Source organism: Pseudomonas sp. SDO5271_S396, assembly GCF_054071795.1.
Window position 1 is genome coordinate 1 of sequence record NZ_JBSVWB010000008.1, and the last position, 26,725, is coordinate 26,725.

Annotated in this window: 23 protein-coding genes and 1 pseudogene; 11 read left to right on the forward strand and 13 right to left on the reverse strand. The window is 60.7% G+C overall.

From position 1 onward, the window contains the following. Positions 1-85: 85 nt before the first annotated feature. Both aroE and hemF read right to left on the reverse strand, forming a co-directional pair. The gene (aroE, locus tag ACW9IN_RS08480) at positions 86-904 is read right to left on the reverse strand and encodes a shikimate dehydrogenase (RefSeq protein WP_457365457.1); all 819 of its coding nucleotides are present in this window, start codon (positions 902-904) and stop codon (positions 86-88) included. Then, complete coding sequence (gene hemF / locus ACW9IN_RS08485) at positions 904-1,836, reverse strand: oxygen-dependent coproporphyrinogen oxidase (protein WP_457365458.1); 933 nt, start codon at positions 1,834-1,836, stop codon at positions 904-906. The genes aroE and hemF overlap by 1 nt, the downstream gene beginning before the upstream one ends. Positions 1,837-1,995: 159 nt before the next feature. On the opposite strand from hemF, the gene ACW9IN_RS08490 reads away from it, so the two are divergent. Beyond that, positions 1,996-2,973, forward strand: a complete 978-nt coding sequence (locus ACW9IN_RS08490; RefSeq protein ID WP_457365459.1) for a quinone oxidoreductase family protein — start codon at positions 1,996-1,998, stop codon at positions 2,971-2,973. A gap of 134 nt (positions 2,974-3,107) precedes the next feature. On the opposite strand, the gene ACW9IN_RS08495 is transcribed toward ACW9IN_RS08490, so the two are convergent. The 3 genes from ACW9IN_RS08495 to ACW9IN_RS08505 all read right to left on the reverse strand — a co-directional run bounded on the left by ACW9IN_RS08495 (position 3,108) and on the right by ACW9IN_RS08505 (position 5,667). Beyond that, positions 3,108-3,665, reverse strand: a complete 558-nt coding sequence (locus ACW9IN_RS08495) for an L-threonylcarbamoyladenylate synthase (protein WP_457365460.1) — start codon at positions 3,663-3,665, stop codon at positions 3,108-3,110. A 58-nt stretch (positions 3,666-3,723) separates the two neighbouring features. Beyond that, the gene (gene dprA / locus ACW9IN_RS08500) at positions 3,724-4,827 is read right to left on the reverse strand and encodes a DNA-processing protein DprA (RefSeq protein ID WP_457365461.1); all 1,104 of its coding nucleotides are present in this window, start codon (positions 4,825-4,827) and stop codon (positions 3,724-3,726) included. A 63-nt stretch (positions 4,828-4,890) separates the two neighbouring features. After that, complete coding sequence (locus tag ACW9IN_RS08505; RefSeq protein ID WP_457365462.1) at positions 4,891-5,667, reverse strand: peptidoglycan-binding protein; 777 nt, start codon at positions 5,665-5,667, stop codon at positions 4,891-4,893. Between the two features lie 135 nt (positions 5,668-5,802). Between ACW9IN_RS08505 and def the strand changes: the two genes are divergently transcribed. From def to ACW9IN_RS08530, 5 genes are all read left to right on the forward strand, one after another. After that, on the forward strand, positions 5,803-6,309 hold the full coding sequence (gene def / locus ACW9IN_RS08510; protein ID WP_016978734.1) for a peptide deformylase: 507 nt from the start codon (positions 5,803-5,805) through the stop codon (positions 6,307-6,309). A gap of 69 nt (positions 6,310-6,378) precedes the next feature. Continuing rightward, positions 6,379-7,332: a methionyl-tRNA formyltransferase gene (gene fmt, locus ACW9IN_RS08515; protein ID WP_457365463.1), complete on the forward strand. Its 954-nt coding sequence runs from the start codon at positions 6,379-6,381 to the stop codon at positions 7,330-7,332. Next, positions 7,329-8,639 (forward strand): 16S rRNA (cytosine(967)-C(5))-methyltransferase RsmB, encoded by a 1,311-nt coding sequence (rsmB, locus tag ACW9IN_RS08520; protein WP_457365464.1) that lies wholly within the window; start codon positions 7,329-7,331, stop codon positions 8,637-8,639. The genes fmt and rsmB overlap by 4 nt, the downstream gene beginning before the upstream one ends. A 22-nt stretch (positions 8,640-8,661) precedes the next feature. Then, positions 8,662-10,035 (forward strand): Trk system potassium transporter TrkA, encoded by a 1,374-nt coding sequence (gene trkA, locus ACW9IN_RS08525; protein WP_457365465.1) that lies wholly within the window; start codon positions 8,662-8,664, stop codon positions 10,033-10,035. Between the two features lie 84 nt (positions 10,036-10,119). Further along, positions 10,120-10,431: a hypothetical protein gene (locus ACW9IN_RS08530; RefSeq protein WP_457365466.1), complete on the forward strand. Its 312-nt coding sequence runs from the start codon at positions 10,120-10,122 to the stop codon at positions 10,429-10,431. 131 nt (positions 10,432-10,562) lie between these two features. On the opposite strand, the gene ACW9IN_RS08535 is transcribed toward ACW9IN_RS08530, so the two are convergent. Beyond that, complete coding sequence (locus ACW9IN_RS08535; RefSeq protein ID WP_457365467.1) at positions 10,563-11,450, reverse strand: lysophospholipid acyltransferase; 888 nt, start codon at positions 11,448-11,450, stop codon at positions 10,563-10,565. A gap of 40 nt (positions 11,451-11,490) precedes the next feature. Further along, positions 11,491-12,048, reverse strand: a complete 558-nt coding sequence (locus ACW9IN_RS08540) for a DNA-3-methyladenine glycosylase I (protein WP_457365468.1) — start codon at positions 12,046-12,048, stop codon at positions 11,491-11,493. A gap of 81 nt (positions 12,049-12,129) precedes the next feature. On the opposite strand from ACW9IN_RS08540, the gene glyQ reads away from it, so the two are divergent. The 4 genes from glyQ to ACW9IN_RS08560 all read left to right on the forward strand — a co-directional run bounded on the left by glyQ (position 12,130) and on the right by ACW9IN_RS08560 (position 16,526). Further along, entirely contained in the window at positions 12,130-13,083 is a 954-nt protein-coding gene (glyQ, locus tag ACW9IN_RS08545) for a glycine--tRNA ligase subunit alpha (protein WP_022641565.1), read from the forward strand. Next, on the forward strand, positions 13,080-15,134 hold the full coding sequence (gene glyS / locus ACW9IN_RS08550) for a glycine--tRNA ligase subunit beta (protein ID WP_457365469.1): 2,055 nt from the start codon (positions 13,080-13,082) through the stop codon (positions 15,132-15,134). The genes glyQ and glyS overlap by 4 nt, the downstream gene beginning before the upstream one ends. Next, positions 15,134-15,673 (forward strand): D-glycero-beta-D-manno-heptose 1,7-bisphosphate 7-phosphatase, encoded by a 540-nt coding sequence (gmhB, locus tag ACW9IN_RS08555; RefSeq protein ID WP_457365573.1) that lies wholly within the window; start codon positions 15,134-15,136, stop codon positions 15,671-15,673. The genes glyS and gmhB overlap by 1 nt, the downstream gene beginning before the upstream one ends. Positions 15,674-15,755: 82 nt before the next feature. Further along, positions 15,756-16,526 (forward strand): lysophospholipid acyltransferase family protein, encoded by a 771-nt coding sequence (locus tag ACW9IN_RS08560; protein ID WP_457365470.1) that lies wholly within the window; start codon positions 15,756-15,758, stop codon positions 16,524-16,526. A 182-nt stretch (positions 16,527-16,708) separates the two neighbouring features. Here the strand turns inward: ACW9IN_RS08560 and ACW9IN_RS08565 are convergent, their stop codons facing one another. Next, positions 16,709-18,988: a CHASE2 domain-containing protein gene (locus ACW9IN_RS08565; protein WP_457365471.1), complete on the reverse strand. Its 2,280-nt coding sequence runs from the start codon at positions 18,986-18,988 to the stop codon at positions 16,709-16,711. A gap of 3 nt (positions 18,989-18,991) precedes the next feature. Further along, a pseudogene (locus ACW9IN_RS08570) lies at positions 18,992-19,180 on the reverse strand (hypothetical protein); the annotation flags it as partial. A 317-nt stretch (positions 19,181-19,497) separates the two neighbouring features. Between ACW9IN_RS08570 and ACW9IN_RS08575 the strand changes: the two are divergent. Further along, positions 19,498-20,220 carry a response regulator transcription factor gene (locus ACW9IN_RS08575; protein ID WP_457365472.1) on the forward strand — a complete coding sequence of 241 codons (723 nt, stop codon included), beginning with the start codon at positions 19,498-19,500 and terminating at the stop codon, positions 20,218-20,220. A gap of 100 nt (positions 20,221-20,320) precedes the next feature. Here the strand turns inward: ACW9IN_RS08575 and gyrB are convergent, their stop codons facing one another. From gyrB to dnaA, 4 genes are read right to left on the reverse strand one after another with little or no spacing between them, the layout of a single operon-like run. After that, the gene (gyrB, locus tag ACW9IN_RS08580) at positions 20,321-22,738 is read right to left on the reverse strand and encodes a DNA topoisomerase (ATP-hydrolyzing) subunit B (protein ID WP_457365473.1); all 2,418 of its coding nucleotides are present in this window, start codon (positions 22,736-22,738) and stop codon (positions 20,321-20,323) included. 4 nt (positions 22,739-22,742) lie between these two features. Beyond that, positions 22,743-23,846 carry a DNA replication/repair protein RecF gene (gene recF, locus ACW9IN_RS08585; RefSeq protein ID WP_457365474.1) on the reverse strand — a complete coding sequence of 368 codons (1,104 nt, stop codon included), beginning with the start codon at positions 23,844-23,846 and terminating at the stop codon, positions 22,743-22,745. Positions 23,847-23,866: 20 nt separating this feature from the next. Continuing rightward, positions 23,867-24,970 (reverse strand): DNA polymerase III subunit beta, encoded by a 1,104-nt coding sequence (gene dnaN / locus ACW9IN_RS08590; RefSeq protein ID WP_457365475.1) that lies wholly within the window; start codon positions 24,968-24,970, stop codon positions 23,867-23,869. Between the two features lie 38 nt (positions 24,971-25,008). After that, positions 25,009-26,508 carry a chromosomal replication initiator protein DnaA gene (dnaA, locus tag ACW9IN_RS08595; RefSeq protein ID WP_457365476.1) on the reverse strand — a complete coding sequence of 500 codons (1,500 nt, stop codon included), beginning with the start codon at positions 26,506-26,508 and terminating at the stop codon, positions 25,009-25,011. Between the last annotated feature and the right edge of the window lie 217 nt (positions 26,509-26,725).

A 26,725-nucleotide genomic window follows, 5' to 3' on the forward strand; every position in this document is an offset into this window, starting at 1 on the left:
GTATCAGCCCGCTCATTGGGTACTGACACACCGCTATCGCAGGCAAGCCAGCTCCCACATTGACCGTGCCCACATCAGGTTGGCTTCAAGCCAACTGGCGACGCAGTTCGGCGAGCACCGGTGCCGACTCCGGGCGCACCCCCCGCCACAGGAAGAACGCTTCCGCGGCCTGCTCAACGAGCATCCCCAAACCATCCATCGCCACGGCTGCACCTTGCTCAGTGGCCCAGCGGCAAAACGCGGTGGGTTCCTTGGCGTACATCATGTCGTAGCAAAAGGTCTTGCCCGGCTCGATAAGGCTGCCGGCAATCGGCGGTACATCGCCTGACAGGCTGGCGGACGTGGCATTGATGATCAGGTCCACCGGCTCGCTCAGCCAATCGAAACCGCTGGCCGACACCGGGCCCAGGTCGTCGAACAGTCCGGCGAGCAATTCGGCCTTTTCCACCGTGCGATTGGCGATGATCAGCGAACCCGGCTGCTCGGCCAGCAGTGGCTCCAGCGCACCACGTACCGCGCCGCCCGCGCCCAGCAACAGGATGCGTTTGCCTTGCAGGTTCAATCCGGCGTTGACGGTCAGGTCGCGCACCAGGCCGGCACCGTCGGTGTTATCACCGAGCAGGCTGCCATCGGCCCGCTTGCTCAGGGTGTTCACCGCACCGGCACGTTGGGCGCGCTCCGTCAGGGTGTTGACCAGGCGATAGGCCTCCTCCTTGAACGGGACTGTGACATTGGCGCCACGGCCTTGCTGAAAGAACTCACGGGCACAGCCGGTGAAATCCTCCAGCGGCGCCAGCAGCGTGCTGTAGTCCAACTGCTCGCCGGTCTGCTGGGCAAACAGGCGGTGGATCAACGGCGACTTGCTGTGGCCGATGGGGTTGCCGAACACGACATAACGGTCCATCAGACAGCCGCCTTGGGCGCGGCGATGCCCAGCCAGTCGCGGTCCTGCAGGAAATAATCGGTGAGACGCGCCTCTTCGCTGCCGGCTTCGGCTTTCCAGTCATAGCTCCAGCGCACTTGCGGTGGCAGCGACATCAGGATCGACTCGGTACGCCCGCCCGATTGCAGGCCGAACAGGGTGCCCCGGTCGTAGACCAGATTGAACTCGACATAGCGTCCGCGCCGGAACTCCTGGAACTCGCGCTGCTGCTCGGTATAAGCCATGGCCTTGCGGCGCTGCACGATGGGCAGATAGGCGTCGATGTACGCGTCGCCAATGGCGCGGATGAAGGCGAAGCAGGTGTCGAAGTCCCATTCGTTCAAGTCATCGAAGAACAGGCCGCCGATGCCACGGGGCTCATTGCGATGCTTGATATGGAAATAGGTGTCGCACCAGGCCTTGTAGCGCGCATACACGTCCGGGCCGAACGGCGCACACGCCTGCTCGGCCACGCGGTGCCAGTGGATGCAGTCTTCTTCGTTGCCGTAGTAGGGCGTGAGGTCGAAACCGCCACCGAACCACCACACCGGCTCTTCGCCGTCTTTTTCGGCGATGAAAAAGCGCACGTTGGCGTGGGATGTCGGTACATGGGGGTTGTGCGGGTGGATCACCAGCGACACGCCCAGGGCTTCGAAGCCACGACCGGCCAGTTCAGGTCGATGGGCACTGGCGGACGGCGGAAGACCGCTGCCAAACACGTGGGAAAAGTTGACGCCGCCCTTTTCAATCACCGAACCATTCGCGATCACACGGGTGCGGCCACCGCCGCCGGCAGGCCGGGTCCAGGCGTCTTCGATAAAGCGAGTGTCCGTCTCGAAGGTTTCCAGGGCGCTGCAAATGCGGTCTTGCAGGTCAAGCAGGTAGGCCTTTACAGCCTCGGTGCGGGTAGTCATGGCATCACCTTGAATCGGGCAAAGCTACACGAGGCCATCGGGCGTCGGCGGCAAATGGGCGCACAGGATACCACCGCACCGGGCGCCACCACAGTTGACGAAGATCAAGCTTAGGAGTCCGATAGGGGGCTTCGCGACATTGACCCAAGGAGAGAGCAGATGGCCAAACGTATCCAGTTCCGTGCCCATGGCGGCCCCGAAGTGCTTGAGTACGTGGACTACACACCGGCCGAACCGGGCCCGCAGCAGGTTCGCGTGCGCAACGAGGCGATCGGCTTGAACTTCATCGACACCTATTTCCGCAGTGGCCTGTATGCACCGCCGGCGTTGCCATCGGGGTTGGGCGCAGAGGGCGCGGGTGTGGTCGATGCGGTGGGCAGTGACGTCACCCGGTTCAAGGCCGGCGATCGCGTCGCCTACGGCAGCGGTCCGCTGGGCGCATACAGCGACCTGCACGTGCTGCCCGCTGCCAACCTGGTGCACTTGCCGGACGATATCAGCTTCGAACAAGCCGCCGGCGCGATGCTCAAGGGACTGACCGTGCAGTACCTGCTGCGCCAGACCTATGAGCTCAAGGGCGGCGAGACCATCCTGTTCCACGCCGCCGCCGGTGGCGTAGGTTCCCTGGCTTGCCAATGGGCCAAGGCCCTCGGCGTGAAGCTGATCGGTACGGTGAGCTCGCCGGAAAAGGCCGCGCTGGCCAAGTCCCTCGGTGCCTGGGAAACCATCGATTACAGCAAGGAAAATGTCGCACAACGCGTGCTGGAACTGACCGACGGTAAAAAGGTACCGGTGGTGTATGACGGCGTCGGCAAGGACACCTGGCTGACCTCCCTCGACAGCGTCGCGCCACGGGGACTGGTGGTGAGCTTCGGCAACGCATCGGGTGCGGTGGACGGAGTGAACCTGGGGATTCTGGCCGCCAAGGGCTCGCTGTACGTCACCCGCCCGACGCTGGCGACTTACGCCAGCAACCCGACGGATCTGCAACGGATGGCCGACGATCTGTTCGCGATGATCCAGAGCGGCAAGGTGCGCATCGATATCAACCAGCGCTACTCGCTGGCAGACGCGGCGAAGGCGCAGACGGAGTTGTCGGGGCGGCGGACGACCGGATCGACCATTTTGTTGCCGTAAGACAATGGATATCTGGAGTCTGTAAGAGCCTCTTCGCGGGCAAGCCCGCTCCCACATTTTGATTTATGAACACAATCAAGTGTGGGAGCGGCGGTTCGACGCTTCGACTTGCCCGCGATGGCAGCGCCTCGGTCTTAAGAAGGCCGCACCACATCCCCGGTCGCCAGGTCGCGGATCAGGCTCGGGTTCTTGCGCCCGCCCAGGGCGCCGCCCAATACCAGGTCCAGTTGGCCACGGAAATATTGCTCCACCCGCAACCGAGAGCGCGCGGCGGGGCGGCCCTGGGGGTTGGCCGACGTGGAAATCAGCGGGCCGACCTCGGCGCACAAATCCCGCACCAAAGGATGATCACTGACCCGCAGGGCCACGGTGTCATGCACCCCGGTGACCCATTCCGGCAGCAGGTTCTGGTGCGGCACCAGCCAGGTATTCGGCCCTGGCCAGGTGCTGGCCATGCGGTCGATCCAGGTGTCCGGGAAGTCTTCGAACAGGAAATCGAACTGGCGGATGTTGTCGGCGACCAGAATCAGACCCTTGTCCACCGAACGGTTCTTGATCGCCAACAGACGGTCCACGGCTTCTTCATTCCAAGGGTCGCAGCCCAGGCCCCACACTGCCTCGGTTGGATAGGCAATCACCGCGCCCGCGCGAATTTCTCGCGCGGCTTCAAGCACACGCCACCTGTTGACCATTGTTCACTCTCCGGAATAAAGCTCTGCGCAGTTTACCGATCTTCTCTACAAAACCCAGTTACAAAAGCTCGCTGCGTGCAAGCCAGCGCCCACCTTCGCAGATCACCTGACCCTCCAGTTCAAGCTCGGTCAGGGTCGCCAGCACCTGGGACAAGGGTCGACCACTGGCAATCGCCAATCCTTCACTGGTGTGGGGCGCCGCGTGCAACAGCGCCACCAGCGGGTGTGTCACCGGTATCGGTGCTGGCCGGGACGCTGCTTGCCAGCCGCGCAGGCCTTCCAGAATGTGCTCGATGGTTTCCACCAGCGTGGCGCCTTCGCGGATCAATTGATGGCAGCCTTTGGCACCGGGGTGGTGGATCGAGCCCGGGATGGCATACACCTCGCGCCCTTGTTCGGCCGCAAGCTTGGCCGTGATCAGCGAGCCACTGGCCATGCTGGCCTCGACCACCAGCACCCCCAACGACAAACCACTGATGATGCGGTTGCGCCGGGGAAAGTTGCCGGCCTGGGGCGGAGCATCCAGTGGAAACTCGGAAACCACGGCGCTGCCTTGGTCGATCATCGCCGCCGCAAGCCGTCGATGGCGTTGTGGATAAAAATTTTCCAGCCCGGTGCCGAGTACGCCAATTGTCTGGCCACCCACGTCGAGTGCCGCCTGGTGTGCCGCGCCATCGATGCCCAAGGCGAGGCCGCTGGTAATGACAAAACCGGCGCTTGCCAGGCTGCGGGAAAAGGCCGCGGCGGTGTCCATGCCAGGGCGTGATGCACGACGGCTGCCGACCATCGCCAGTTGGGGTTTTTCCAGGATATCTGGCGCGCCGGCGACGAACAAAAGCGGTGGCGCGTCGTCGATCTGGGCGAGCAACGCGGGGTACTCCGGTTGGTCCCACATCAGCAAATGCTGGGCCGGACGGGCCAGCCATGCCAGTGCCTGACCGGCACCCTCGCGCACTTCATGACTGCGCCGCGCCTCTGCACTGATGGCAGGCAACCCAAGGGAGCGCCAGGCTCTGGCGGGTGCGCTGATGGCCTTCGACGCGCTGCCGAACGCCTCGATCAGCAGACGAAAACGCTTCGGACCCAACTCCGGCAGCCTGTGCAAGCGTAGTCGCGCTTCCAGCTCTGCCGGGGAAATTTCACTGCTGTTTATCGGATACATCGGATCATCCTTGACCGGAACAAGCTGTGGATAACTCTGTTGGTAACTTGTTTAGCCACCTACTTATTGCGTTTGATGGGCGGTCTCGAATCGGTCCATCACCGCCAGCGGCTGTGAGGCGCTGAGGACCAGGCCGTAACTGAGCTTTTCGTAGGTGCGAAACACCAGCAGCGTGCCCGCACGCACGTCCGGAAATTTCACCGGGACGCCGGTGAGGGTGTCGCGAACGCTGGCGCCCGCCTTGATGACCGCCAATAACTGGCCTTCGACAAGGCCGTCGCGGCGTCCTTTGTTCAAGGTCACGGCGTCCAGCACGCCGATCTGGGTGACGCCCTTGGGAATATCGATGATGTGGCCCGAGAGCGCAGGCGTGACGTTCGCGGTTGCCGGCTCTGCCAGCGTCACAGGTGGCTCGGCTCGCAACAGGCGGTCGCCAGGGCGTATTTCCTGGGTGACCCGCTGCACCGCCAGGGTGGTGACGTCGCCAGCCATGACGAAGCGCGCGGTACCGATGTCGTCGACGTTGATGCCGAGCAGCTCGCGGGTTTGCGGGTCAACGTAGGCCTTGCCCCGGCGGAAGATCCCGTAACTCGCTTGTACCGGGTCCAGGTTGCCCCGCGCGTGTACGCGGTCGCCGTTGGCGCCCAGCACGCGGCCTGTATCGGCCGCAACGATGTAGGGCGCGTGGTCCAGGTCCTGGGGGCTATCGAGAATACGGTTGTGCAGTAAAAAACGCTGGATGGCGTGTTGCGTCGGTTGATCCAGACGCTGAAGGGGTGGGGGTAGCAGGGCCGAGGCGAGCGGCGCCCACAACAGCAAGACGAGTAGCGATTTCCTCATGGGGTGAATCTCCTTTATTATGTGCGTTCGCGTGAAATGCCCGTGCCTTCGTGGCTTTTAGGCGTTTCACACCGGCTGTCTGGGTCCATCCCAACGCCGATTTGCCTCTACCTCACATGTGCAGCAATTACGCTTATGGCTATTTTGAACATCCTCGAATTCCCCGACTCGCGCCTGCGCACGATCGCCAAACCGGTGGCCGTAGTGGACGACAAGGTTCGTCAGTTGGTCGATGACATGTTTGAAACAATGTATGAAGCCCCGGGCATTGGCCTCGCCGCCACCCAGGTCAACGTGCATCAGCGCGTCGTGGTCATGGACCTTTCGGAAGATCGCAGCGAGCCGATGGTGTACATCAACCCCGAGTTCGAACCGCTGACCGACGAGATGGGCGAATACCAGGAAGGCTGCCTGTCGGTGCCGGAGTTCTACGAGAACGTCGAACGTCCGCTGCGCGTGAAGATCAAGGCCCTGGACCGCGACGGCAAACCGTTCGAACTGATCGCCGAAGGCCTGCTGGCGGTGTGCATCCAGCACGAGTGCGACCACCTCAACGGCAAGCTGTTTGTCGATTACCTGTCCACGCTCAAACGTGACCGGATCAAGAAGAAGCTGGAAAAAAAGCATCGCCAGCAAGCTTGATGCCCTCCTTCCAAAGGCTTGCTGCGGCAAGCCTTTTTCTTTTGTGACTGCTTTTAACCGAGACCTCCCATGACCGAGCCACTGCGCATTGTTTTTGCCGGCACTCCCGAATTCGCTGCCGAACACCTCAAGGCGCTGCTTGCCAGCCCTTATGACATCGTCGCGGTGTACACCCAGCCGGATCGCCCGGCCGGTCGCGGGCAAAAACTGATTCCAAGCCCGGTCAAGCAGTTGGCGCTGGAGCACAACCTCCCCGTGCTGCAACCGCCGACCCTGCGCAACGCCGAAGCTCAGGCCGAACTGGCGGCCTTGAAGCCGGACCTGCTGGTGGTGGTGGCCTACGGCTTGATCCTGCCGCAAGCCGTGTTGGATATTCCGCGTCTGGGTTGCATCAACAGCCATGCTTCGCTGCTGCCACGCTGGCGGGGCGCGGCGCCGATCCAGCGCGCCGTGGAAGCCGGCGACCACGAAAGCGGCGTGACCGTGATGCGCATGGAAGCGGGCCTGGACACTGGCCCGATGCTGCTCAAAGTCACCACCCCAATTACCGTCGACGACACCGGCGGCAGCCTGCACGACCGTCTCGCCGAACTCGGCCCGCCTGCCGTGGTACAGGCCATCGCCGGCCTGGCCGCCGGTACCCTGGAAGGCGAAGTGCAGGACGACAGCCTGGCCACCTATGCGCACAAGCTGAACAAGGACGAAGCGCGCATCGACTGGCAGCGCCCGGCCGTGGACCTGGAACGTTTGGTGCGTGCTTTCAATCCATGGCCGATCTGCCACAGCACCCTCGACGGCGAAGCCTTGAAGGTACTCGCCGCCGCCCTGGCAGAAGGCACAGGTGCCCCGGGTGAAATCATCGGCGCCAGCAAGGAGGGCCTGGTGGTCGCCTGCGGTGAGCAGGCGCTGTGTCTGACCCGTCTGCAATTGCCCGGCGGCAAGGCGCTTAATTTCAGCGACCTGTTCAACAGCCGCCGTGAGAAATTTGCCTTGGGCACAGTTCTCGGAGCACCCGCTCAATGAATCCACGTCTGGCCGCCGCCAAGGCCCTCGCCGCAGTCCTCAACGGCAAGGCGTCGCTGAACAGTTCGTTGCCCACGCAGTTGGACAAGGTCGAAGACCGCGACCGCGGCTTTACCCAGGACCTGGCGTTCGGCACCGCGCGCTGGCAGCCGCGGTTGTCGGCGCTGGCGGCCAAGCTGCTGCAAAAACCATTCAAAGCCGCCGATGCGGATGTGGAAGCGCTGTTGCTGGTGGGCCTCTATCAACTGCTCTACACCCGCGTACCGGCCCACGCAGCCATCGGTGAGACCGTCGGTTGCGCCGACAAGCTGAAAAAGCCCTGGGCCAAGGCCTTGATCAACGCCGTACTGCGCCGCGCCCAACGTGAAAACGAAGCGCTGCTGGCCGAGTTGGAACGCGATCCGGTGGTGCGTACCGCTCACCCGCGTTGGCTGCAGAAGTCGTTGAAAGCGTTCTGGCCCGAGCAATGGGAAGCCATCTGCGCCGCCAACAACGCGCACCCGCCGATGATTTTGCGGGTCAACCGCCGCCATCACCGCCGCGACGCCTACCTGCAACTGCTCACTGACGCTGGCATCCAGGCCACGCCCTGCGTGTACAGCGTCGACGGCATCGTGCTCGAATCCGCCACCGACGTGCGCAGCCTGCCGGGCTTTGCCGAAGGCTGGATCAGCGTGCAGGACGAGGCTGCGCAACTGGCTGCCGACCTGCTCGACCTCGCCCCTGGCCAGCGCGTGCTCGACGCGTGCTGCGCACCCGGCGGCAAGACATGTCACATTCTGGAAGTCGAAAAAGACCTGGCCGGTGTGGTCGCCGTCGACCTCGAAGCCAAGCGCCTGGTGCGCGTGCGCGAGAACCTGGCGCGCCTGGGCCTCAGTGCGGAGCTGATCGCTGCCGATGGTCGTGACACTGCCACCTGGTGGGACGGCAAGCCGTTCCAGCGCATCCTGCTCGACGCGCCGTGCTCGGCCACCGGCGTGATCCGCCGCCACCCGGACATCAAACTCACGCGCCAGCCCGATGACATTGCGGCCCTGGCCACACTGCAAGGCGAACTGCTCGACGCAATGTGGCAGACCCTGGAAGTGGGCGGCATCCTGCTGTACGCCACCTGCTCGACCTTGCCCACCGAAAACACCGAGGTCATCGACGCCTTCCTCGCCCGCACCAGCGGCGCACGGGAGCTGGACCTCGCCACGCAAGCCGGTATCAAGCAGCCCCACGGTCGCCAGTTGCTCGCACAGGAAGGCGGACACGATGGCTTCTACTACGCCAAACTGATCAAGATCGCCGCTGCGCGCGGCTGAACGGGTTTAAGGGAGTGACCGGATGAAAATCATCATCCTTGGGGCAGGGCAAGTCGGTGGCACCCTGGCCGAACACTTGGCCAGCGAAGCCAACGACATCACGGTGGTCGACACCGACAGCGAGCGCCTGCGCGACCTCGGTGACCGCCTGGACATCCGTACGGTTCAAGGCCGTGCGTCATTCCCGACCGTGCTGCGCCAGGCCGGCGCCGACGATGCCGACATGCTGGTAGCCGTGACCAACAGTGACGAAACCAACATGGTCGCCTGTCAGGTCGCGCACACTTTGTTTCATACCCCGACCAAAATCGCCCGCGTGCGCGAAGCGGCCTACCTGACCCGCGCCGGCCTGTTCGACAACGACGCCATCCCGGTGGATGTACTGATCAGTCCCGAGCAGGTGGTCACTCACTACATCAAGCGCCTGATCGAAATCCCCGGTGCCTTGCAGGTGATCGACTTCGCCGACAGCAAGGCGCAACTGGTCGCGGTCAAGGCCTATTACGGCGGCCCGCTGGTGGGCCAGCAACTGCGCCAACTGCGCGAACACATGCCCAATGTGGAGACCCGCGTCGCGGCGATTTTCCGACGCGATCGGCCGATCCTGCCCCAGGGCGACACCGTGATCGAGGCTGACGACGAAGTGTTTTTCATCGCCGCCAAAGCCAACATTCGCGCGGTGATGAGTGAAATGCGCCGGCTCGACGAAAACTACAAACGTATCGTGATCGCCGGTGGCGGGCAGATTGGCGAGCGCCTGGCCGAGGCCATCGAGAGCCGTTACCAAGTGAAGATCATCGAGATGAACCCGGCGCGCTGCCGGTATTTGTCCGACAACCTCGACAGCACCGTCGTACTTCAAGGCAGCGCCTCGGACCGCGATTTGCTGCTGGAAGAAAACATCGCCGACGCCGATATCTTCCTGGCCCTGACCAACGACGACGAGGCCAACATCATGTCTTCGCTGCTGGCCAAGCGGCTGGGGGCAAAGAAGGTGATGACCATCATCAACAACCCGGCCTACGTGGATCTCATCCAGGGCGGTGATATCGACATCGCCATCAGCCCGCAACTCGCCACCATCGGCACCTTGCTGGCCCACGTGCGCCGTGGCGATATCGTCAGCGTACACTCCCTGCGCCGGGGCGCGGCGGAAGCCATCGAGGCGATTGCCCACGGTGACGCCAAGTCGAGCAAGGTGATCGGCAAAGCCATCCGCGACATCGGCCTGCCACCGGGCACCACGATTGGCGCGATCATCCGCGATGAGGAGGTGATCATTGCGCATGACGACACGGTCATCGCTACCGGAGACCATGTGATCCTGTTCCTGGTGGACAAGAAACATATCCGCGATGTGGAGAAGTTGTTCCACGTGGGGCTGAGTTTTTTCTGATCGAAGCTCTTGAGTGCCTGTGCGGATCTCATCGCGGGCAAGCCCGCTCCCACAGGGGATCGTATTTCAGAGGGAGGGCTGACGATGCTGGAATCGCTGGAAAAAATGCTCGCCAAGGGTGTGGATAATTCGCTGCTGCGCTTTGGCCTGGGCAAGGGTTATCTGGACCTGAAGGACAACGCCAGGGCGGCGGAGCATTTGCGCAAGTGCGTGGAATTCGATCCAAAGTATTCGGCGGCCTGGAAGCTCTTGGGCAAGGCGCAGTTGGGGCTGGAAGACCGCGCAGCAGCGCGGTTGGCGTGGGAGCAGGGCATTGAAGCGGCCCAGGCCCACGGCGACAAGCAGGCCGAAAAAGAGATGACGGTGTTCCTGAAGAAACTCGACCGCCAGCCCTGAGCGGATCCCCTGTGGGAGCTGGCTTGCCTGCGATGGCATCACCTCGGTATGAATGAAACACCGAGTTGCCCGCATCGCAGGCAAGCCAGCTCCCACATTTGACCTCCGTTGTCAGGGAGATCAGCGGTCAATCAATACCAGCGCGCCTCGCCCGGCGGGCGTTTCTTGAAGCGCTTCATGCTCCACATGTACTGGCTCGGGTAGGCGCCGACGTAGCGCTCGACCACCTTGCTCATCGCCGCGCAGGACGTGGCGGTGTCGGTGCTGTACATATCTTCCGGCGCCGCTTCCAGGATCACTTTGTAACCCGAACCGTCCGGCAGCCGCAGCGCATGCAAAAACACGCCCACCGCCTTGCCACCTGCGAGCATGTTCGGCACGAACTTGCTGGTGAGCGCCTGGGTGGCGAAGAACGGCACGAAGATCCCCGCCGATTCAGCCGGCTCAGGGTCAGCCGGGATGCCCACTTGGCCACCTTTACGCACTTCCTTGATGACGCTGAGGATGCCTTCTTTGGTGGACGCCGCCACGCGGTTACCCAATTGCACGCGCTGTTTTTGCAACAGCTCATCCACCGCCTTGAGCTTGGGCGGGCGGTAGAAAATGATCGGTTTGCATTGGTTGCAATAGAAGTGGTTCAACACTTCCCAGTTGCCCAGGTGGCTGGTGATGCCGACCACGCCTTTGCCTGAGGCCAGCGCTTCGTGCAGCACTTCCAGGCCTTCGACTTCGCGCACCAGGTCGATGGAGCGCTGCGCCGGCCAGATCCAGGCGCAGGCGCTTTCGGTGAGGGACTTGCCGATGTCCATCAGGCTCTGGCCGACCAGACGCTCGCGCGCAGTCGGGTCCATGTCCGGGAAGCACTTGGAGAGGTTGATCCGCACCGTGTCGCGTGAACGGTTGGGGGTTTTCCACATGATCCAGCCGATGGCCGAACCCACTGCTTGCACCGCGCGCCAAGGCAACAGGGCAAACAACCGGAGAGCGCCTACCAGCAAGGCGCCTTTAAACTTTTCCACAGGTCACTCCTGATCGTGTGTGGTGCGCAAAGCCGGCATTCTAACCGGCGTGGGCCAGGTCCGCGTAACGGTCGCAGTCCTGAGTGTGATCCATGACCATGCCGGAGGCCTGCATGAAGGCGTAGCAAATGGTCGGGCCGACAAAGGTGAAACCGGCTTTTTTCAGCGCCTTGCTCATGGCTTCGGCCTCGGACGTGATCGCCGGGACTTCGCTGCGGTCCTTGAAGTGATTGATCTTCGGTACACCGCCTACGAACGACCAGAGCAACCCCACCGGATCCTCCAGCGCCAGCCAGGCAGCCGCGTTGCGACGGGTGGCGTTGAGTTTCAAGCGATTGCGCACGATGCCCGGGTCGAGCATCAGCGCGTCGATCTCGGCGTCGGTCAGGCGCGCCAGGCGCTGGGCGTCGAAACCGAACAGGACCTTTCGGTAATGCTCGCGTTTGCGTAAAACGGTGATCCAGGAAAGGCCCGCCTGGAACCCTTCAAGCAAAAGCAACTCGAACAAACCCTGCGCGTCGCGCAGCGGCGTTCCCCACTCCTGATCGTGATAAGCCATGTACAGCGGATCTTCAGAACACCAAAAGCAGCGTGGCATAAGGCTCCAGGGGATGGTGGCGCGGCCGAATCGGGTATACTCCCGCTCTTTAAATCGCAGCCCAAGTAACAGGTGAATTTCGTGAGCCAGCCTACGCCAGCCGTGCGTACCTTCCAAGACTTGATCCTCGCCCTCCAGCAATACTGGGCCGAGCAAGGTTGTGTGGTACTTCAGCCCTACGATATGGAAGTAGGCGCCGGCACTTTCCACACCGCGACCTTCCTGCGGGCCATCGGTCCGGAAACCTGGAACGCCGCCTATGTGCAGCCAAGCCGCCGCCCAACCGACGGCCGCTACGGCGAAAACCCCAACCGCCTGCAGCACTACTACCAGTTCCAGGTGGTATTGAAGCCGAACCCGGAAAACTTCCAGGAGCTGTACCTGGGCTCGTTGAAACACGTCGGCCTGGACCCGCTGGTCCACGACATCCGTTTCGTCGAAGACAACTGGGAATCGCCGACACTGGGCGCCTGGGGCCTGGGTTGGGAAGTGTGGCTCAACGGCATGGAAGTGACGCAGTTCACTTACTTCCAGCAGGCGGGCGGCATCGAGTGCTACCCGGTGACCGGCGAAATCACCTACGGCCTGGAACGCCTGGCCATGTACCTGCAAGGCGTGGACTCGGTCTACGACCTGGTGTGGGCTGACGGCCCGTTCGGCAAAGTCACCTATGGCGATGTGTTCCACCAGAACGAAGTGGAACAGTCCACCTACAACTTCGAACATGCCAACGTCGACAAACTGTTCGAACTGTTCGACTTCTATGAAAGCGAAGCCAAGCGCCTGATCGAACTCGACCAGCCGCTGCCGTTGCCAAGCTATGAAATGGTGTTGAAGGCCTCCCATACCTTCAACCTGCTGGACGCCCGCCGCGCCATCTCGGTGACTGCGCGTCAGCAATACATCCTGCGTGTGCGCACCCTGGCGCGTTCCGTTGCGCAAGCCTACCTGCTGGCGCGCGCCAAGCTGGGCTTCCCGATGGCGACCCCGGACCTGCGTGATGAAGTGTTGGCTAAGCTGGAGGCTGCACAATGAGTGCTCAAGATTTCCTGGTTGAACTGGGCACCGAAGAGCTGCCACCCAAGGCACTGAACACCCTGGCCGATGCGTTCCTGGCCGGTATCGAAAAAGGCCTGCAGACCGCCGGCGTGAAATTCGCCGCCAAGAAAGTCTATGCCGCGCCACGTCGTCTGGCGGTGTTGCTGACCGCGCTGGAAACCCAGCAGCCGGACCGCAGCATCAACCTCGACGGCCCGCCGCGTCAGGCGGCTTTCGATGCCGAAGGCAATCCGACCCAAGCCGCGCTGGGCTTCGCCAAGAAGTGCGGCGTGGAACTGAGCGAAATCGACCAGAGCGGCCCGAAACTGCGCTTCAGCCAGGTGATCCAGGGCAAGCCGACCGCGAGCCTGCTGCCGACCATCGTTGAAGATTCCCTGAACGACCTGCCGATCCCCAAGCGCATGCGCTGGGCCGCGCGCAAGGAAGAGTTCGTGCGCCCAACCCAATGGTTGGTGATGCTGCTCGGCGACCAGGTGGTGGACTGCACCATCCTCGCTCAGAAGGCCGGTCGCGATTCCCGTGGCCACCGCTTCCATCATCCGCAAAGCGTGCGCATCACGTCGCCCGCCAACTACCTCAGCGACCTGCGCGCCGCCTATGTACTGGCCGACGCCAATGAGCGTCGCGAGCTGATCAGCAAGCGCACCGAAGAACTGGCGCGCATGCAGGAAGGCACCGCGATCGTGCCACCCAGCCTGCTGGACGAAGTGGCCGCGTTGGTGGAATGGCCGGTGCCGTTGGTGTGCTCGTTCGAAGAGCGTTTCCTCGACGTGCCGCAAGAAGCCCTGATCACCACCATGCAGGACAACCAGAAGTACTTCTGCCTGCTGGACGTGGACGGCAAGCTGCTGCCGCGCTTCATCACCGTGGCCAACATCGAGAGCAAGGACCCGCAGCAAATCATCGCCGGTAACGAGAAAGTCGTGCGCCCGCGTCTGACCGACGCCGAGTTCTTCTTCAAGCAGGACAAGAAGCAGAAGCTGGAAGACTTCAACCTGCGCCTGCAGAACGTGGTGTTCCAGGAAAAACTCGGCAGCGTCTACGACAAGGCCGTGCGGGTATCCAAGCTGGCCGCCTACATTGCCCCGCGCATTGGCGGCGACGCGGCCTGGGCGGCACGTGCGGGCCTGCTGTCCAAGTGCGACCTGGCCACCGAGATGGTCGGCGAGTTCCCGGAAATGCAGGGTGTTGCGGGCTACTACTACGCTCTCAACGACGGTGAGCCGGACGATGTGGCCCTGGCGCTGAACGAGCAGTACATGCCGCGCGGTGCCGGTGCTGAATTGCCGAGCACCTTGACCGGCGCAGCCGTAGCCATCGCCGACAAGCTGGATACCCTGGTGGGTATCTTCGGTATCGGCATGTTGCCTACCGGCAGCAAAGACCCCTACGCGCTGCGTCGTGCCGCGCTGGGCGTGCTGCGTATCCTGATCGACAAACAGCTGGACCTCGACCTGACCCAGGCCGTGGTGTTCGCAGTCGGCCAGTTCGGTGCCAAGGTCAAGCAAGCCGGCCTGGCCGAGCAAGTGCTGGAATTCATCTTCGACCGCCTGCGTGCGCGTTACGAAGACGAGGGCGTGGACGTGTCGGTGTACCTGTCGGTACGTGCCCTGCAACCGGGGTCGGCACTGGACTTCGATCAGCGTGTGCAGGCCGTACAGGCTTTCCGCAAGCTGCCGGAAGCCGAAGCCCTGGCCGCAGTGAACAAGCGTGTGTCGAACCTGCTGAGCAAGGCTGAAGGCCTGGGCAATGCCGAAGTCGACCCGGGCCTGTTTGCCGATGCCAAGGAGTTTTCGCTGAACTCGGCCATCGCCAAAGCTGAAAACGCGGTGAAGCCGCTGATCGCCGAACGTAACTATGCCGAGGCGCTCGCACGTCTGGCCACCCTGCGTGAACCGGTGGATGCGTTCTTCGAAGCGGTGATGATCAATGCCGAAGATGCCGGCGTGCGGAAAAACCGCTACGCCATGCTGGCGCGTCTGCGCGGCCTGTTCATCAATATCGCTGACATTTCCGTACTGGGCTGATCATGTTGAAACTGCTGATTCTCGATCGGGACGGGGTGATCAATTACGACTCCGACGCGTATATCAAGTCAGTGGCGGAGTGGGTGCCACTGCCCGGCTCGATCGAGGCCATCGCGCAGTTGAGCAAAGCCGGCTGGACGGTGGCCATCGCCACCAACCAGTCCGGCATCGCCCGCGGCTATTACGACATCGCTACCCTGGAGGCCATGCACGCGCGTCTGCGCACGTTGGTGGCCGAGCAGGGCGGCGAAGTGGGGCTGGTGGTGTATTGCCCTCACGGACCGGATGAAGGCTGCGATTGCCGCAAACCCAAGCCTGGCATGTTGAAAACCATTGCAGAACATTACAAGGTGCCGTTAGCTGGGATATGGTTCGTCGGGGACAGCCTCGGTGACCTGGAAGCGGCCAAAGCCGTCGACTCTCAGCCCGTTTTGGTAAAGACCGGAAAAGGCGAAAAGACCCAGGCGAAAAACCTGCCGGTTGGCACTTTGATTTTTGACGATCTGGCGGCGGTTGCCGCAGAACTTATCAACAACTAGCCGCCCTCGACTTCCTGAACAAGGATTGCTCGGGAGTGCGCTTTTAGCAGGCGGGCCGTGTCCCGCAACGGTAAATGCCGCCATGTCGATCTTGCAGGCCATCAGAACCTTTTTCTTTTACCTGCTGCTGGGCACCAGTTCGTTTCTCTGGTGCACCCTGAGCTTTTTTATTGCGCCGTTCCTGCCGTTCAAGGCGCGATATCGTTTTATCAACGTCTATTGGTGCCGCTGCGCGTTGTGGCTGACCAAGGTATTCCTCAACATTCGTTTCGAGGTCAAGGGCGCAGAAAACGTGCCTGAACAACCCTGCGTGATTCTGTCGAACCACCAGAGCACCTGGGAAACGTTCTTTCTGTCGGCGTACTTCTCGCCCTTGAGCCAGGTGCTAAAGCGCGAGCTGCTGTACGTGCCGTTCTTCGGCTGGGCGATGGCCATGCTGCGTCCGATCGCCATCGACCGCGACAACCCCAAGGCAGCCCTCAAGCATGTGGCCAAGAAAGGCGACGAGCTGCTCAAGGACAATGTCTGGGTGCTGATCTTCCCGGAAGGAACACGCGTGCCTTACGGCAGCATCGGCAAATTCTCACGCGGCGGCACGGCCTTGGCGGTCAATGCCCACTTGCCTGTGTTGCCGATTGCCCATAACGCCGGCAAGTTCTGGCCAAAGACAGGTTGGGCCAAACGTGAAGGTGTTATCACGGTGGTGATTGGTGAGCCCATGTACGCCGACGGTGATGGGCCGCGCGCCATTGCTGCGCTCAATGACCGGGCTGCGGCCTGGAACGAAGCGCAACAACGGGCTATGGGTTCGTTGCCACCACAACCCGTGGTGGTGGACACACCGGTGGTTTGAGCATCTGTGGATAACCTGTGTACGGTTTGTTGGCGAATTGCCGTTTTTGATCCATAAGAAGCTGATTTACTTACATATTTCCCAAGTTCATAAATTTCCGGAAAAGGTGCATAAGTTTTTTCCGCATAAAAAAACCGGTCTTTGTGACCGGTTTTTTGTGCACTGTGCAAACGTCGACTTTTTCAGTCATCCAACAGAGGCAATTCGAGCGTAAATGTCGTGCCTTTGCCCACGACACTCTTGCAACTGATACGCCCCGCATGGCGTTCGACCACCGCCTTGACCATGGTCAGCCCCAATCCCAATCCTTCACTGCCCTGAGCGGAGTCAAAGCGCCGATACTGGCTGAACAGCTCCGGCAAGTCTTGCGCGGCGATGCCAGGGCCCTGATCGCTGATATGGCACTCCAGCCATCCTTGTACGCTCGCGTGTCGCAAGCGCACGGTGGTACCGGACGCTGAATACTTGATCGCATTCTCCAGCACGTTGAACAACGCCCGCGTCAGCAGCGATTGATCTGCCGAGACCATGGCTTCATCGGCCTCATCCAGGTCATGCACCAGATGGATACCCTTGAGTTGGGCCAGCACCGCGACCTGGTCGAACGCATCCATCACCAGCATGGCGAACAGCGTGGGCTGGAAGCGATAACCGTCGGCCTCGGCCTTGGCCAGTTGCACGAAGGATTCGGTCAGGCTCAAGGCACGCCGTACCTGTTGCTCGATCTGGGCAAACACCGGTGATTCGCCGCTGTGCACGTCCAGCAGCGCCAGAATCGCTGAATGGGGTGCACGCAGGTCGTGGGACAGGAAGCGCAGCATGGTTTCACGGTGCTGCTGGGCATCACGCTCCTTGCTCAGGTCGGTGAGGCTTAGCAGCCAGCCGAGCGCGACATCGCCTTCGGCCGGCAGCAGGGGAGCGAGCTCCATGCGCAGGCTGCGTTGGTGGATGTCACGGAACTCAACCAGCTCCAGCGCCGAGAGAGTAGGGCGCACGCCGTTGTGCAGCGGCGGGTAACCCAGGTCAGCGAGTTGCTCCAGCAGGTTTTGCGCTACCAGCTCATTGCCAAATACCTCGCGGGCAATGCGGTTGGCCAGCAGGACATTGCCCTGAGGGTCAGTGATCAAGGTCGCCACCGGCAGACATTCCAGACCATCGGCCATGAAGCGTCGGGTGTCACGGGTGCGGCTGACGGCCTGCTCCAGGGCGAAGATGCGTCCCTGCAGAATATCGCCCTTGCTGGCAGGCGCACGGCGGCGTTCCGGGAGCACTTTGGGTTCGTTATCCAGGCGGGCCAGCTCCCAGCCGAAGTAGGACAGAATCACGCTCAGGCGGCGCCAGTTCCAGATCAGGTAACTGAGCAACAAACCGATCAGGCAGGCTGCCGGCGACCACCAGTGACCCAGCCGTAACAACGCCCATGAGCCCAATAGCGCGGCCACCATGCAGCTCAAGGTCATCCACAACGCGTAACGCGGACGGTACAGCAGTAAACCGAGCAGCAAGGCCACCAGGGACGTTGCCATTAATGCGGCCAGCCAGCCGGGCAGGTCGACAATCGTGCGACCTTGCAGCAGGCCGTTGAGCACGTTGGCCAGGATCTCGACCCCCGCCGTCGTACCCGCAAAGGAGGAGAGTGGCGTGACGGAACGGTCACCCATGCCGGATGCCGTAGCCCCCACCAGAATCAAGCGGTCGCGCAAGGCTGAGGGAGGTACCTCACCGCGTAATACGCTGACGTACGACACACTGGGAAAATGCGTGTGGGCGGCGATAAAGGGAATGCGAATAGCGTGCTCTCGATGCCATTGCGCGCCTGACGACTCCAGGGGCTCTCCCGGCATTGGCGATGGCTGATCTGTCATCTCATAGGCCAGCCAGGCCAGCTGGGGAGCCGGAGCGTCGGCAGGCCCTTCGCGCATGTAGAGGCTGCGTACGACGCCGTCGCTGTCTGCTTCAACGTTGATATGCCCCATACCTTTGGCACATTTGAGCAGCGCCGCCATTTGCGCACCGGGTTGGCTGTAGCTTGCAGAGCCTTCACGCAACAGAGGTAACAGCACGTTGCCGGCATTGCAGACCGAGTCGGCCAGGCGTTTGTCATTGGCCGGATCACCGGGCTCGCTGAAGATCACATCGAACAGGATGCCAGCCGGTTGGGCAGCGCTAAGACGGTCGATGAGGTCGGCGTGCAAGCTGCGCGGCCACGGCCATTGCCCGAGCTTCTTGAGGCTGGGATCGTCGATGGTCACCAGCAGGATGCGCGGGTCGACCGGAAGGGGAGTGAGGCGGCGAAGGCTGTCGTACAGCGGGTTGTTCAGGGCCAGGCCCGGGCTCAGGGACATGTAAGCGGTAATGGGCAGCAACAGCAAACCGATCCACAGCCATTCGCGCACGAGGCCATGGAACAGGCGCTGGGCGTGGGTGGGTTGGCGTTTCTCGGTCTTGCGCCAGAGCGTCATCGGTCAACCACCGCTCGCCTGCGCCTGGGTTGCAGGCGGGTAGTAGAAAATGTCATAGACCCCGTTTTTTTCCTCCAGACCCTGCTCGTCGCATGCAGACAGCCGCACGTGATAGAACGACGCCTTCAGCCCAGTGAAGCTCATTTTGGGCTCGCTGGAAAAGTTTTCCTGTTTGATGTTCATAAAGGCCGCCGAGTCCGAGTTTATTGCGACCAGGGAGCGATGCGGAGGAGATGTCATGGGGTTCATCAAGGCAGTGGATTCCAGAGGGCTTCTGACATCACCGCGCATGCATTTACGTCAGCATGCGTCGACTGATCCTTTTCCTTACGCGCGGGAGCCGGTATCTTTCCCACATAGTTTCCCACACAGGTATCGAGGACTTTCAACGGGCCATTGCCCTTGAGCATCAGCGTACCGAGAGAACCAGGGAGTCACTGATTCTGCGCACAATTCTTCAGAATCGATGACTGATGGCTGTCGTACTCTTCAAGTAGAAGGACCCACTCATGCGTGTCGCAATACTGGATGACGAACCCGCTGAACTGCGACGGGTGGAACAGACACTGCGACAAATCCCCAGCACCGCAGAGCAGCCCTGGACCCTGCATTGCTTTGAGCGCGGTGAAGACCTGCTGCGTCAATTGCGCCGCGAAACCTTCGACCTGTTGATCCTTGATTGGCAACTGCCCGACATTACCGGCATCGCCCTGCTGCGCTGGACTCGCGAACACATGGAGGTTCCGCCTGCGGTCATCATGCTCACGAGTCGGGATGCCGAGAGCGACATCGTCACCGCACTGAACAGCGGCGCCGATGATTACGTCAGCAAACCCTTTCGTCCCAACGAACTCAAAGCACGGGTAGCTGCCGTGCTACGACGTCACGGCCTGCAGAAATCGGCCACCCACGACGTGCAGAGTTTTAATGACCTGACCTTTGATGATGCCGAACTGACCGTAACCCGCGCAGGCAAACCCATCAACCTGACAGAGCGCGAATACCGCTTGGCCAGTTGTTTGTTTGCCAATCTGGCGCGCCCGTTGTCGCGTGAGTATCTGTATGAGCGGTTCTGGACCCACGAAGAAATGGTGTCATCACGCCCGCTGGATACGCATATCTATCGACTGCGCAACAAGCTTGGGCTGACGGCGGATCGGGGTTGGCAGTTGCTGACGATCTATGGATATGGGTATCGGTTGGAGAGTGTGGCAGTGCCCTCTTCCAACTGAAATCGATGATGTTCCACGTGGAGCATTTAGAAATTCGAGCAGTACACCCATAAAAAAGGCCAACGTTAACGTTGGCCTTTTTGTGCGGCGGGTTCCGGGATCAGAAGTCCAGGTTGGACACCGCCAGGGCATTGCTTTCGATGAAGTCACGGCGAGGCTCGACCGCATCACCCATCAGGGTGTTGAAGATCTGGTCTGCGCCAATGGCGTCTTCGATGGTCACACGCAGCATGCGACGCTGGTCTGGATCCATGGTGGTTTCCCACAGCTGGTCAGGGTTCATTTCACCCAAACCTTTGTATCGCTGGATGGTGTGGCGCTTGGTACTTTCGGCCATCAGCCAGTCGAGGGCTTCCTTGAACTCCTTGACCTGCTTCTTGCGTTCGCCACGCTGGATGTAAGCACCTTCACCAAGCAGGGTGCTCAGTTGAGCGCCCAGGGTGACGACAGTTTTGTAGTCATTGCTGCCGAAGAAGTCGCGGTTGAAGGTGACGTAGTTCGACAGGCCGTGGGAGATCAGTTCGACCTCTGGCAGCCACACGTTACGTTCACGGTCTTCACGCAGGCTGGCTTTGTAAACCAGACCAGACTTTTCAACAGTGCGCAGGCGTGCATCGTACTGGGCCAACCAATCCTGCATTGCGGCGTGATCGCTCAGTTGTTCCAGGCTGACAGCCGGCAGGTAGATGAAGTGCTCGGTCAGCTCCTGAGGGTACAGGCGCGACAGACGCTTGAGGGTCTTCATGACCATGCGGAAGTCGTTCACCAGACGCTCCAACGCTTCGCCGGAAATGCCCGGCGCTTCGTCGTTCAGGTGCAGGCTGGCGTCTTCCAGGGCCGACTGCGTCATGTACTCTTCCATGGCGTCGTCGTCTTTGATGTATTGCTCTTGCTTGCCCTTTTTAACTTTGTACAACGGCGGCTGGGCGATATAGATGTAGCCACGCTCGATCAGCTCGGGCAACTGACGGAAGAAGAAGGTCAGCAGCAGCGTACGAATGTGCGAACCGTCGACGTCAGCATCGGTCATGATGATGATGTTGTGATAACGCAACTTGTCGATGTTGTACTCTTCGCGGCCGATACCGCAGCCCAGCGCCGTGATCAAGGTGCCGACTTCCTGAGAGGAAATCATCTTGTCGAAGCGTGCCTTTTCAACGTTGAGGATCTTGCCCTTCAACGGCAGGATGGCTTGGGTGCGACGGTTACGACCCTGCTTGGCGGAACCGCCAGCAGAGTCACCTTCCACCAGGTACAGTTCGGAGAGGGCAGGGTCCTTCTCCTGGCAGTCCGCCAGTTTGCCCGGCAGGCCTGCGATATCCAGTGCGCCCTTGCGGCGGGTCATCTCACGCGCTTTACGCGCCGCTTCACGGGCACGGGCGGCGTCGATCATCTTGCCGACCACCAGCTTGGCTTCGTTGGGGTTCTCCAGCAGGAAGTCGGAGAAATACTTGCCCATTTCCTGTTCGACAGCAGTCTTCACTTCGGAAGACACCAGCTTGTCTTTGGTCTGGGAGCTGAACTTCGGATCCGGCACCTTCACCGAAATAATGGCAGTCAGGCCTTCACGGGCATCGTCACCGGTGGTGGCGACCTTGTGCTTCTTGGCCAGACCTTCAGCTTCGATGTAGTTGTTCAGGTTTCGGGTCAATGCAGAACGGAAGCCCACCAAGTGAGTGCCGCCGTCCCGTTGTGGAATGTTGTTGGTGAAGCACAACAGGTTCTCGTTGAAGCTGTCGTTCCACTGCAGGGCGATTTCCACACCGATGCCATCTTCACGCTGGATGTTGAAGTGGAACACCTGGTTGACCGCGGTCTTGTTGGTGTTCAGGTATTCAACGAACGCGCGTAGGCCACCTTCGTACTTGAACAGCTCTTCCTTGCCGCTGCGTTCATCTTTCAGGAAGATGCCGACGCCGGAGTTGAGGAAGGAGAGTTCACGAATCCGCTTGGCCAGGATGTCCCAGCTGAAGTGGATGTTCTTGAAGGTTTCGGCAGATGCCTTGAAGTGGATCTGGGTACCGGTGGTTTCACTGTCACCCACGATCGCCATCGGTGCCTGAGGCACGCCATGAACGTAGGTTTGCTCCCAGATCTTTCCGCTGCGACGCACGGTCAGAACCAGCTCTTCCGACAGGGCGTTCACTACCGACACACCTACGCCGTGCAAACCGCCGGATACTTTATAGGAGTTGTCATCGAACTTACCGCCGGCGTGGAGCACGGTCATGATGACCTCTGCTGCCGAAACGCCTTCTTCTTTATGCACATCTACCGGAATACCGCGACCGTTGTCGCGCACGGTGATGGATTCATCCGGGTGGATGATGATGCTGATGTCGTCGCAGTAACCGGCCAGCGCTTCGTCGATAGAGTTATCGACCACCTCAAACACCATGTGGTGCAGACCGCTGCCGTCATCGGTATCGCCGATGTACATACCGGGACGTTTGCGTACGGCATCCAAACCTTTCAGCACCTTGATGCTGTTTGAGTCGTACGTTTGTTCTTCGCTCATGCCTTCACTCCCGATGGTCGTGGGTCTGGGTGATACGGCCCTGTTCCACGTGGAACAAAGCGACTGGCGTTTCCGTCTGCCAGCCTTCCCTCAATAATTCGTGGTCTACACAGGTAATGAACACCTGGCAGCGTAAGTCTTCCAACAAGCGGCATAGCGCCCGGCGATGTTGATCGTCCAACTCGGACGGCAGGTCATCCACCAGATAAATACATTGACCGCGGCGGGCCTGGCTAACCAGATGCCCCTGCGCGATACGCAACGCACACACCACCAACTTCTGTTGGCCTCGGGACAAAATATCCGCGGCGTTGTGCGCACCCAGTCTTAGACGCAAGTCCGCTCGCTGGGGGCCGACCTGGGTATGACCCATCTGCTGATCCCGTTGCAAGGAAGCGGCGAGTACTGCACTCAGTTCCCGGTCCTTGTCCCAACCACGGTAATAACTCAGCGTCAGCCCCTCGAGGTCCAATAACTCACTCAAGGTCTGCTCAAAGACTGGTTTCAAGGCTTTGATGTAAGCGCGGCGGTATTCATCTATCTCATCGCTGGCGAGGCACAGTTCCCGGTCCCAAGCCGCTTGCGAAGCGGCGTCAAGTGTACCATGCCGTAGCCACGAGTTCCGCTGCCGCAGGGCCTTCTGCAACCGCTGCCAAGTGGCCATGAACCGTGGTTCCACGTGGAACACTCCCCAATCGAGGAATTGCCTGCGAATTTTTGGAGCACCTTCCAACAGCCGGAAACTGTCGGGGTTGATCAGTTGCAATGGCAGGATTTCGGCCAATTGCGCAGCACTGCGGGCGTTCTGCCCGTCGATGCGAATTTGAAATTCCCCGCCGCGATCACGGGATATCCCCAGATTACTGTGCCCTCCCTCGGCCAACTCGACCTGGCCAAATACCGTGCATGCCAGCTGTTCGTACTGAATCACCGGCAAAAGACGAGTACTACGGAAGGAGCGGGCAAGACCCAGCAGATGAATGGCTTCCAGCACGCTGGTTTTGCCACTGCCATTGGCGCCATGGAGGATATTGATGCGGGGGGAGGGGGAGAAGGTCACCGGGTGCAGATTGCGCACCGCGGTGACCGAGACGCGACTAAGGGACATCTAGGTTCTGCTGAGCATGATTACAGGCGCATCGGCATGACAACGTACGCCGAATCATCGTTGTCGGATTCCTGCACCAGGGCGCTGCTGTTGGAGTCGGACAGAATCAGGCGAACCTGCTCGGTAGTCATCACACCCAGTACGTCCAACAGATAGCTCACGTTAAAGCCGATCTCCAGCGAGCCGCCGTTATAATCGACACCCACTTCTTCCTCAGCTTCTTCCTGCTCCGGGTTATTCGCCTGGATCTTCAACTGACCGTTGGCCAGTTGCAGACGGATGCCACGGTACTTTTCGTTGGACAAAATTGCGGTGCGGCTGAAGGCTTCGCGCAACGCTTGGCGATCGCCCAGCACCAGCTTGTCACCACCTTTTGGCAGAACACGCTCGTAATCCGGGAATTTGCCGTCGACCAATTTGGAAGTGAACGTGAATTCACCGGTGGTCGCGCGGATATGGTGCTGGCCCAACACGATGCTGACGTTGCCATCGGGCTCGGTCAGCAAACGCGCCAGTTCCAAAATACCCTTACGTGGAACGATCACCTGGTGACGATCAGGCTGACCGATATCGGCCTGCATCGCACACATCGCCAAGCGGTGCCCATCGGTGGCCACGGCGCGAATTACACCGGCGGACACTTCCAACAGCATGCCGTTGAGGTAGTAACGGACGTCCTGTTGCGCCATGGCAAAGCTGGTGCGCTCGATCAAACGACGCAGTTTGCTCTGCTCCAGGCTGCAGGTCAGCGAGCCAGGACCTTCTTCCACGGTAGGGAAGTCATTGGCCGGCAAGGTGGAGAGGGTAAAACGGCTACGACCCGCCTTGACCACCAGCTTCTGCTCGTCAACCTTGATGTCGATCAGTGCATCATTCGGCAAGCTCTTGCAGATGTCCATCAGCTTGCGCGCGGGCACGGTGATCTCGCCAGGCTCGGCGGGCTCTTCCAACTGCACACGACCGACCAGTTCGACTTCGAGGTCGGTACCGGTCAAGGACAACTGCTGGCCTTCGACAACCAGCAATACGTTGGAAAGCACCGGCAAGGTCTGTCGGCGCTCGACGACGCCTGCGACCAGTTGCAGGGGTTTCAACAGGGCTTCGCGTTGAATGGTGAAATGCATGGTCTAGTCCCTTGCCTTAATAAGCTGCGCTGGTGTCATCACGTAGTCAGAGTACGCAGCAGGTTCTTGTAGTCCTCGCGAATATCCGCGTCGGATTCCTTAAGTTCGCTGATCTTGCGGCATGCGTGCAAGACCGTGGTGTGGTCACGGCCACCAAAGACATCGCCGATCTCCGGCAGGCTATGGTTGGTGAGTTCCTTGGAAAGCGCCATGGCCACCTGACGCGGACGAGCCACCGAGCGCGAACGGCGCTTGGACAGCAGGTCGGAAATCTTGATCTTGTAGTATTCGGCAACAGTGCGTTGGATGTTATCCACACTCACCAGCTTGTCTTGCAGTGCCAGCAAATCTTTCAAGGATTCGCGAATCAACTCGATGGTGATGTCGCGGCCCATGAAGTGTGAGTGCGCGATGACCCGCTTGAGTGCGCCTTCCAGCTCACGCACGTTGGAGCGAATGCGCTGGGCAATAAAGAACGCCGCATCGTGTGGCAGCTCGACTTTTGCCTGGTCGGCCTTTTTCATCAGGATCGCGACGCGAGTTTCCAGCTCCGGAGGTTCCACCGCGACGGTCAGACCCCAGCCGAAACGCGACTTCAGGCGCTCTTCCAGGCCTTCGATTTCCTTCGGATAGCGGTCACTGGTCAAGATGACCTGCTGGCCGCCTTCGAGCAGAGCGTTGAAGGTGTGGAAAAATTCTTCCTGGGAACGCTCCTTGCGAGCGAAGAACTGAATGTCATCGATCAGCAGCGCATCAACCGAGCGGTAGAACCGCTTGAATTCGTTGATGGCGTTGAGCTGCAGTGCCTTGACCATGTCGGCCACGAAGCGCTCCGAGTGCAGGTACACAACCTTGGCATTCGGGTTCTTCTTCAAGAGATGGTTACCCACAGCGTGCATCAAGTGGGTTTTACCCAAGCCAACGCCGCCATACAGGAAGAGTGGGTTGTAACCGTGCTTGGGGTTGTCGGCGACCTGCCAGGCGGCCGCACGAGCCAGTTGGTTGGATTTACCTTCGACGAAGTTTTCAAAGGTAAAGGTGCGGTTGAGGTAGCTGGTGTGCTTGAGGGCACCTTCAACCTGCACGGTGCGCTGTTCGGCGCGTACCGGGGCCTGCTGGGAGCTGGCCCCGGCCATTGGGTCGAAGCTATCGCGGGACGGCTCTTCACTCTCGGGCGTGCTGTTCTGTGGCGTGGGCGCAGGCGCGGCAACCACCGGAGCTGCAGCAACCTGGGCTTGGGACGCCGCCGCGGCCGCCAACGGTGCGTTGGGTGCGGCACGAGGTGCCGAGCTGCGTTTGCTGCCTATTAATAAGGAGAGTACCGGGGCGAGACCGTTGCCATGCTCATCAAGCAATTCGAGAACGCGGCTCAGGTACTTTTCGTTAACCCAGTCGAGAACAAAACGGTTGGGCGCATAGACACGCAACTCGTCGCCTTCGGCTTCGACCTGTAGCGGACGGATCCAGGTGTTGAATTGCTGGGCAGGCAGCTCATCGCGCAATAGCTCCACGCACTGCTGCCAAAGTTCCACTGACACGGATATCCCCTAAGTTGAAAGCCGGTGAGGCAAAAACAAGCCGCCATTGTAGCGGCCAAGCGGCCACTTATCCACATGTAGGTTGCTGACAGACCACCCAAAATCAATGCTTTAACCGCTAAAAAAGCGACCGATGGTCTGTGCATAAGCTCTGTGGATAAACGTGCATGAGCTCATTGTACAAGTGGACTCGAAAGTCTGTGGGTAACCTGGCTGT

What these genes read in the sequence shown, in the direction of transcription:
- aroE (WP_457365457.1), bottom strand. Translation starts at nt 904, where the DNA reads ATGGACCGTTATGTCGTGTTCGGCAACCCCATCGGCCACAGCAAGTCG.
- hemF (WP_457365458.1), bottom strand. Translation starts at nt 1,836, where the DNA reads ATGACTACCCGCACCGAGGCTGTAAAGGCCTACCTGCTTGACCTGCAA.
- ACW9IN_RS08490 (WP_457365459.1), top strand. Translation starts at nt 1,996, where the DNA reads ATGGCCAAACGTATCCAGTTCCGTGCCCATGGCGGCCCCGAAGTGCTT.
- ACW9IN_RS08495 (WP_457365460.1), bottom strand. Translation starts at nt 3,665, where the DNA reads ATGGTCAACAGGTGGCGTGTGCTTGAAGCCGCGCGAGAAATTCGCGCG.
- dprA (WP_457365461.1), bottom strand. Translation starts at nt 4,827, where the DNA reads ATGTATCCGATAAACAGCAGTGAAATTTCCCCGGCAGAGCTGGAAGCG.
- ACW9IN_RS08505 (WP_457365462.1), bottom strand. Translation starts at nt 5,667, where the DNA reads ATGAGGAAATCGCTACTCGTCTTGCTGTTGTGGGCGCCGCTCGCCTCG.
- def (WP_016978734.1), top strand. Translation starts at nt 5,803, where the DNA reads ATGGCTATTTTGAACATCCTCGAATTCCCCGACTCGCGCCTGCGCACG.
- fmt (WP_457365463.1), top strand. Translation starts at nt 6,379, where the DNA reads ATGACCGAGCCACTGCGCATTGTTTTTGCCGGCACTCCCGAATTCGCT.
- rsmB (WP_457365464.1), top strand. Translation starts at nt 7,329, where the DNA reads ATGAATCCACGTCTGGCCGCCGCCAAGGCCCTCGCCGCAGTCCTCAAC.
- trkA (WP_457365465.1), top strand. Translation starts at nt 8,662, where the DNA reads ATGAAAATCATCATCCTTGGGGCAGGGCAAGTCGGTGGCACCCTGGCC.
- ACW9IN_RS08530 (WP_457365466.1), top strand. Translation starts at nt 10,120, where the DNA reads ATGCTGGAATCGCTGGAAAAAATGCTCGCCAAGGGTGTGGATAATTCG.
- ACW9IN_RS08540 (WP_457365468.1), bottom strand. Translation starts at nt 12,048, where the DNA reads ATGCCACGCTGCTTTTGGTGTTCTGAAGATCCGCTGTACATGGCTTAT.
- glyS (WP_457365469.1), top strand. Translation starts at nt 13,080, where the DNA reads ATGAGTGCTCAAGATTTCCTGGTTGAACTGGGCACCGAAGAGCTGCCA.
- ACW9IN_RS08560 (WP_457365470.1), top strand. Translation starts at nt 15,756, where the DNA reads ATGTCGATCTTGCAGGCCATCAGAACCTTTTTCTTTTACCTGCTGCTG.
- ACW9IN_RS08565 (WP_457365471.1), bottom strand. Translation starts at nt 18,988, where the DNA reads ATGACGCTCTGGCGCAAGACCGAGAAACGCCAACCCACCCACGCCCAG.
- ACW9IN_RS08575 (WP_457365472.1), top strand. Translation starts at nt 19,498, where the DNA reads ATGCGTGTCGCAATACTGGATGACGAACCCGCTGAACTGCGACGGGTG.
- gyrB (WP_457365473.1), bottom strand. Translation starts at nt 22,738, where the DNA reads ATGAGCGAAGAACAAACGTACGACTCAAACAGCATCAAGGTGCTGAAA.
- recF (WP_457365474.1), bottom strand. Translation starts at nt 23,846, where the DNA reads ATGTCCCTTAGTCGCGTCTCGGTCACCGCGGTGCGCAATCTGCACCCG.
- dnaN (WP_457365475.1), bottom strand. Translation starts at nt 24,970, where the DNA reads ATGCATTTCACCATTCAACGCGAAGCCCTGTTGAAACCCCTGCAACTG.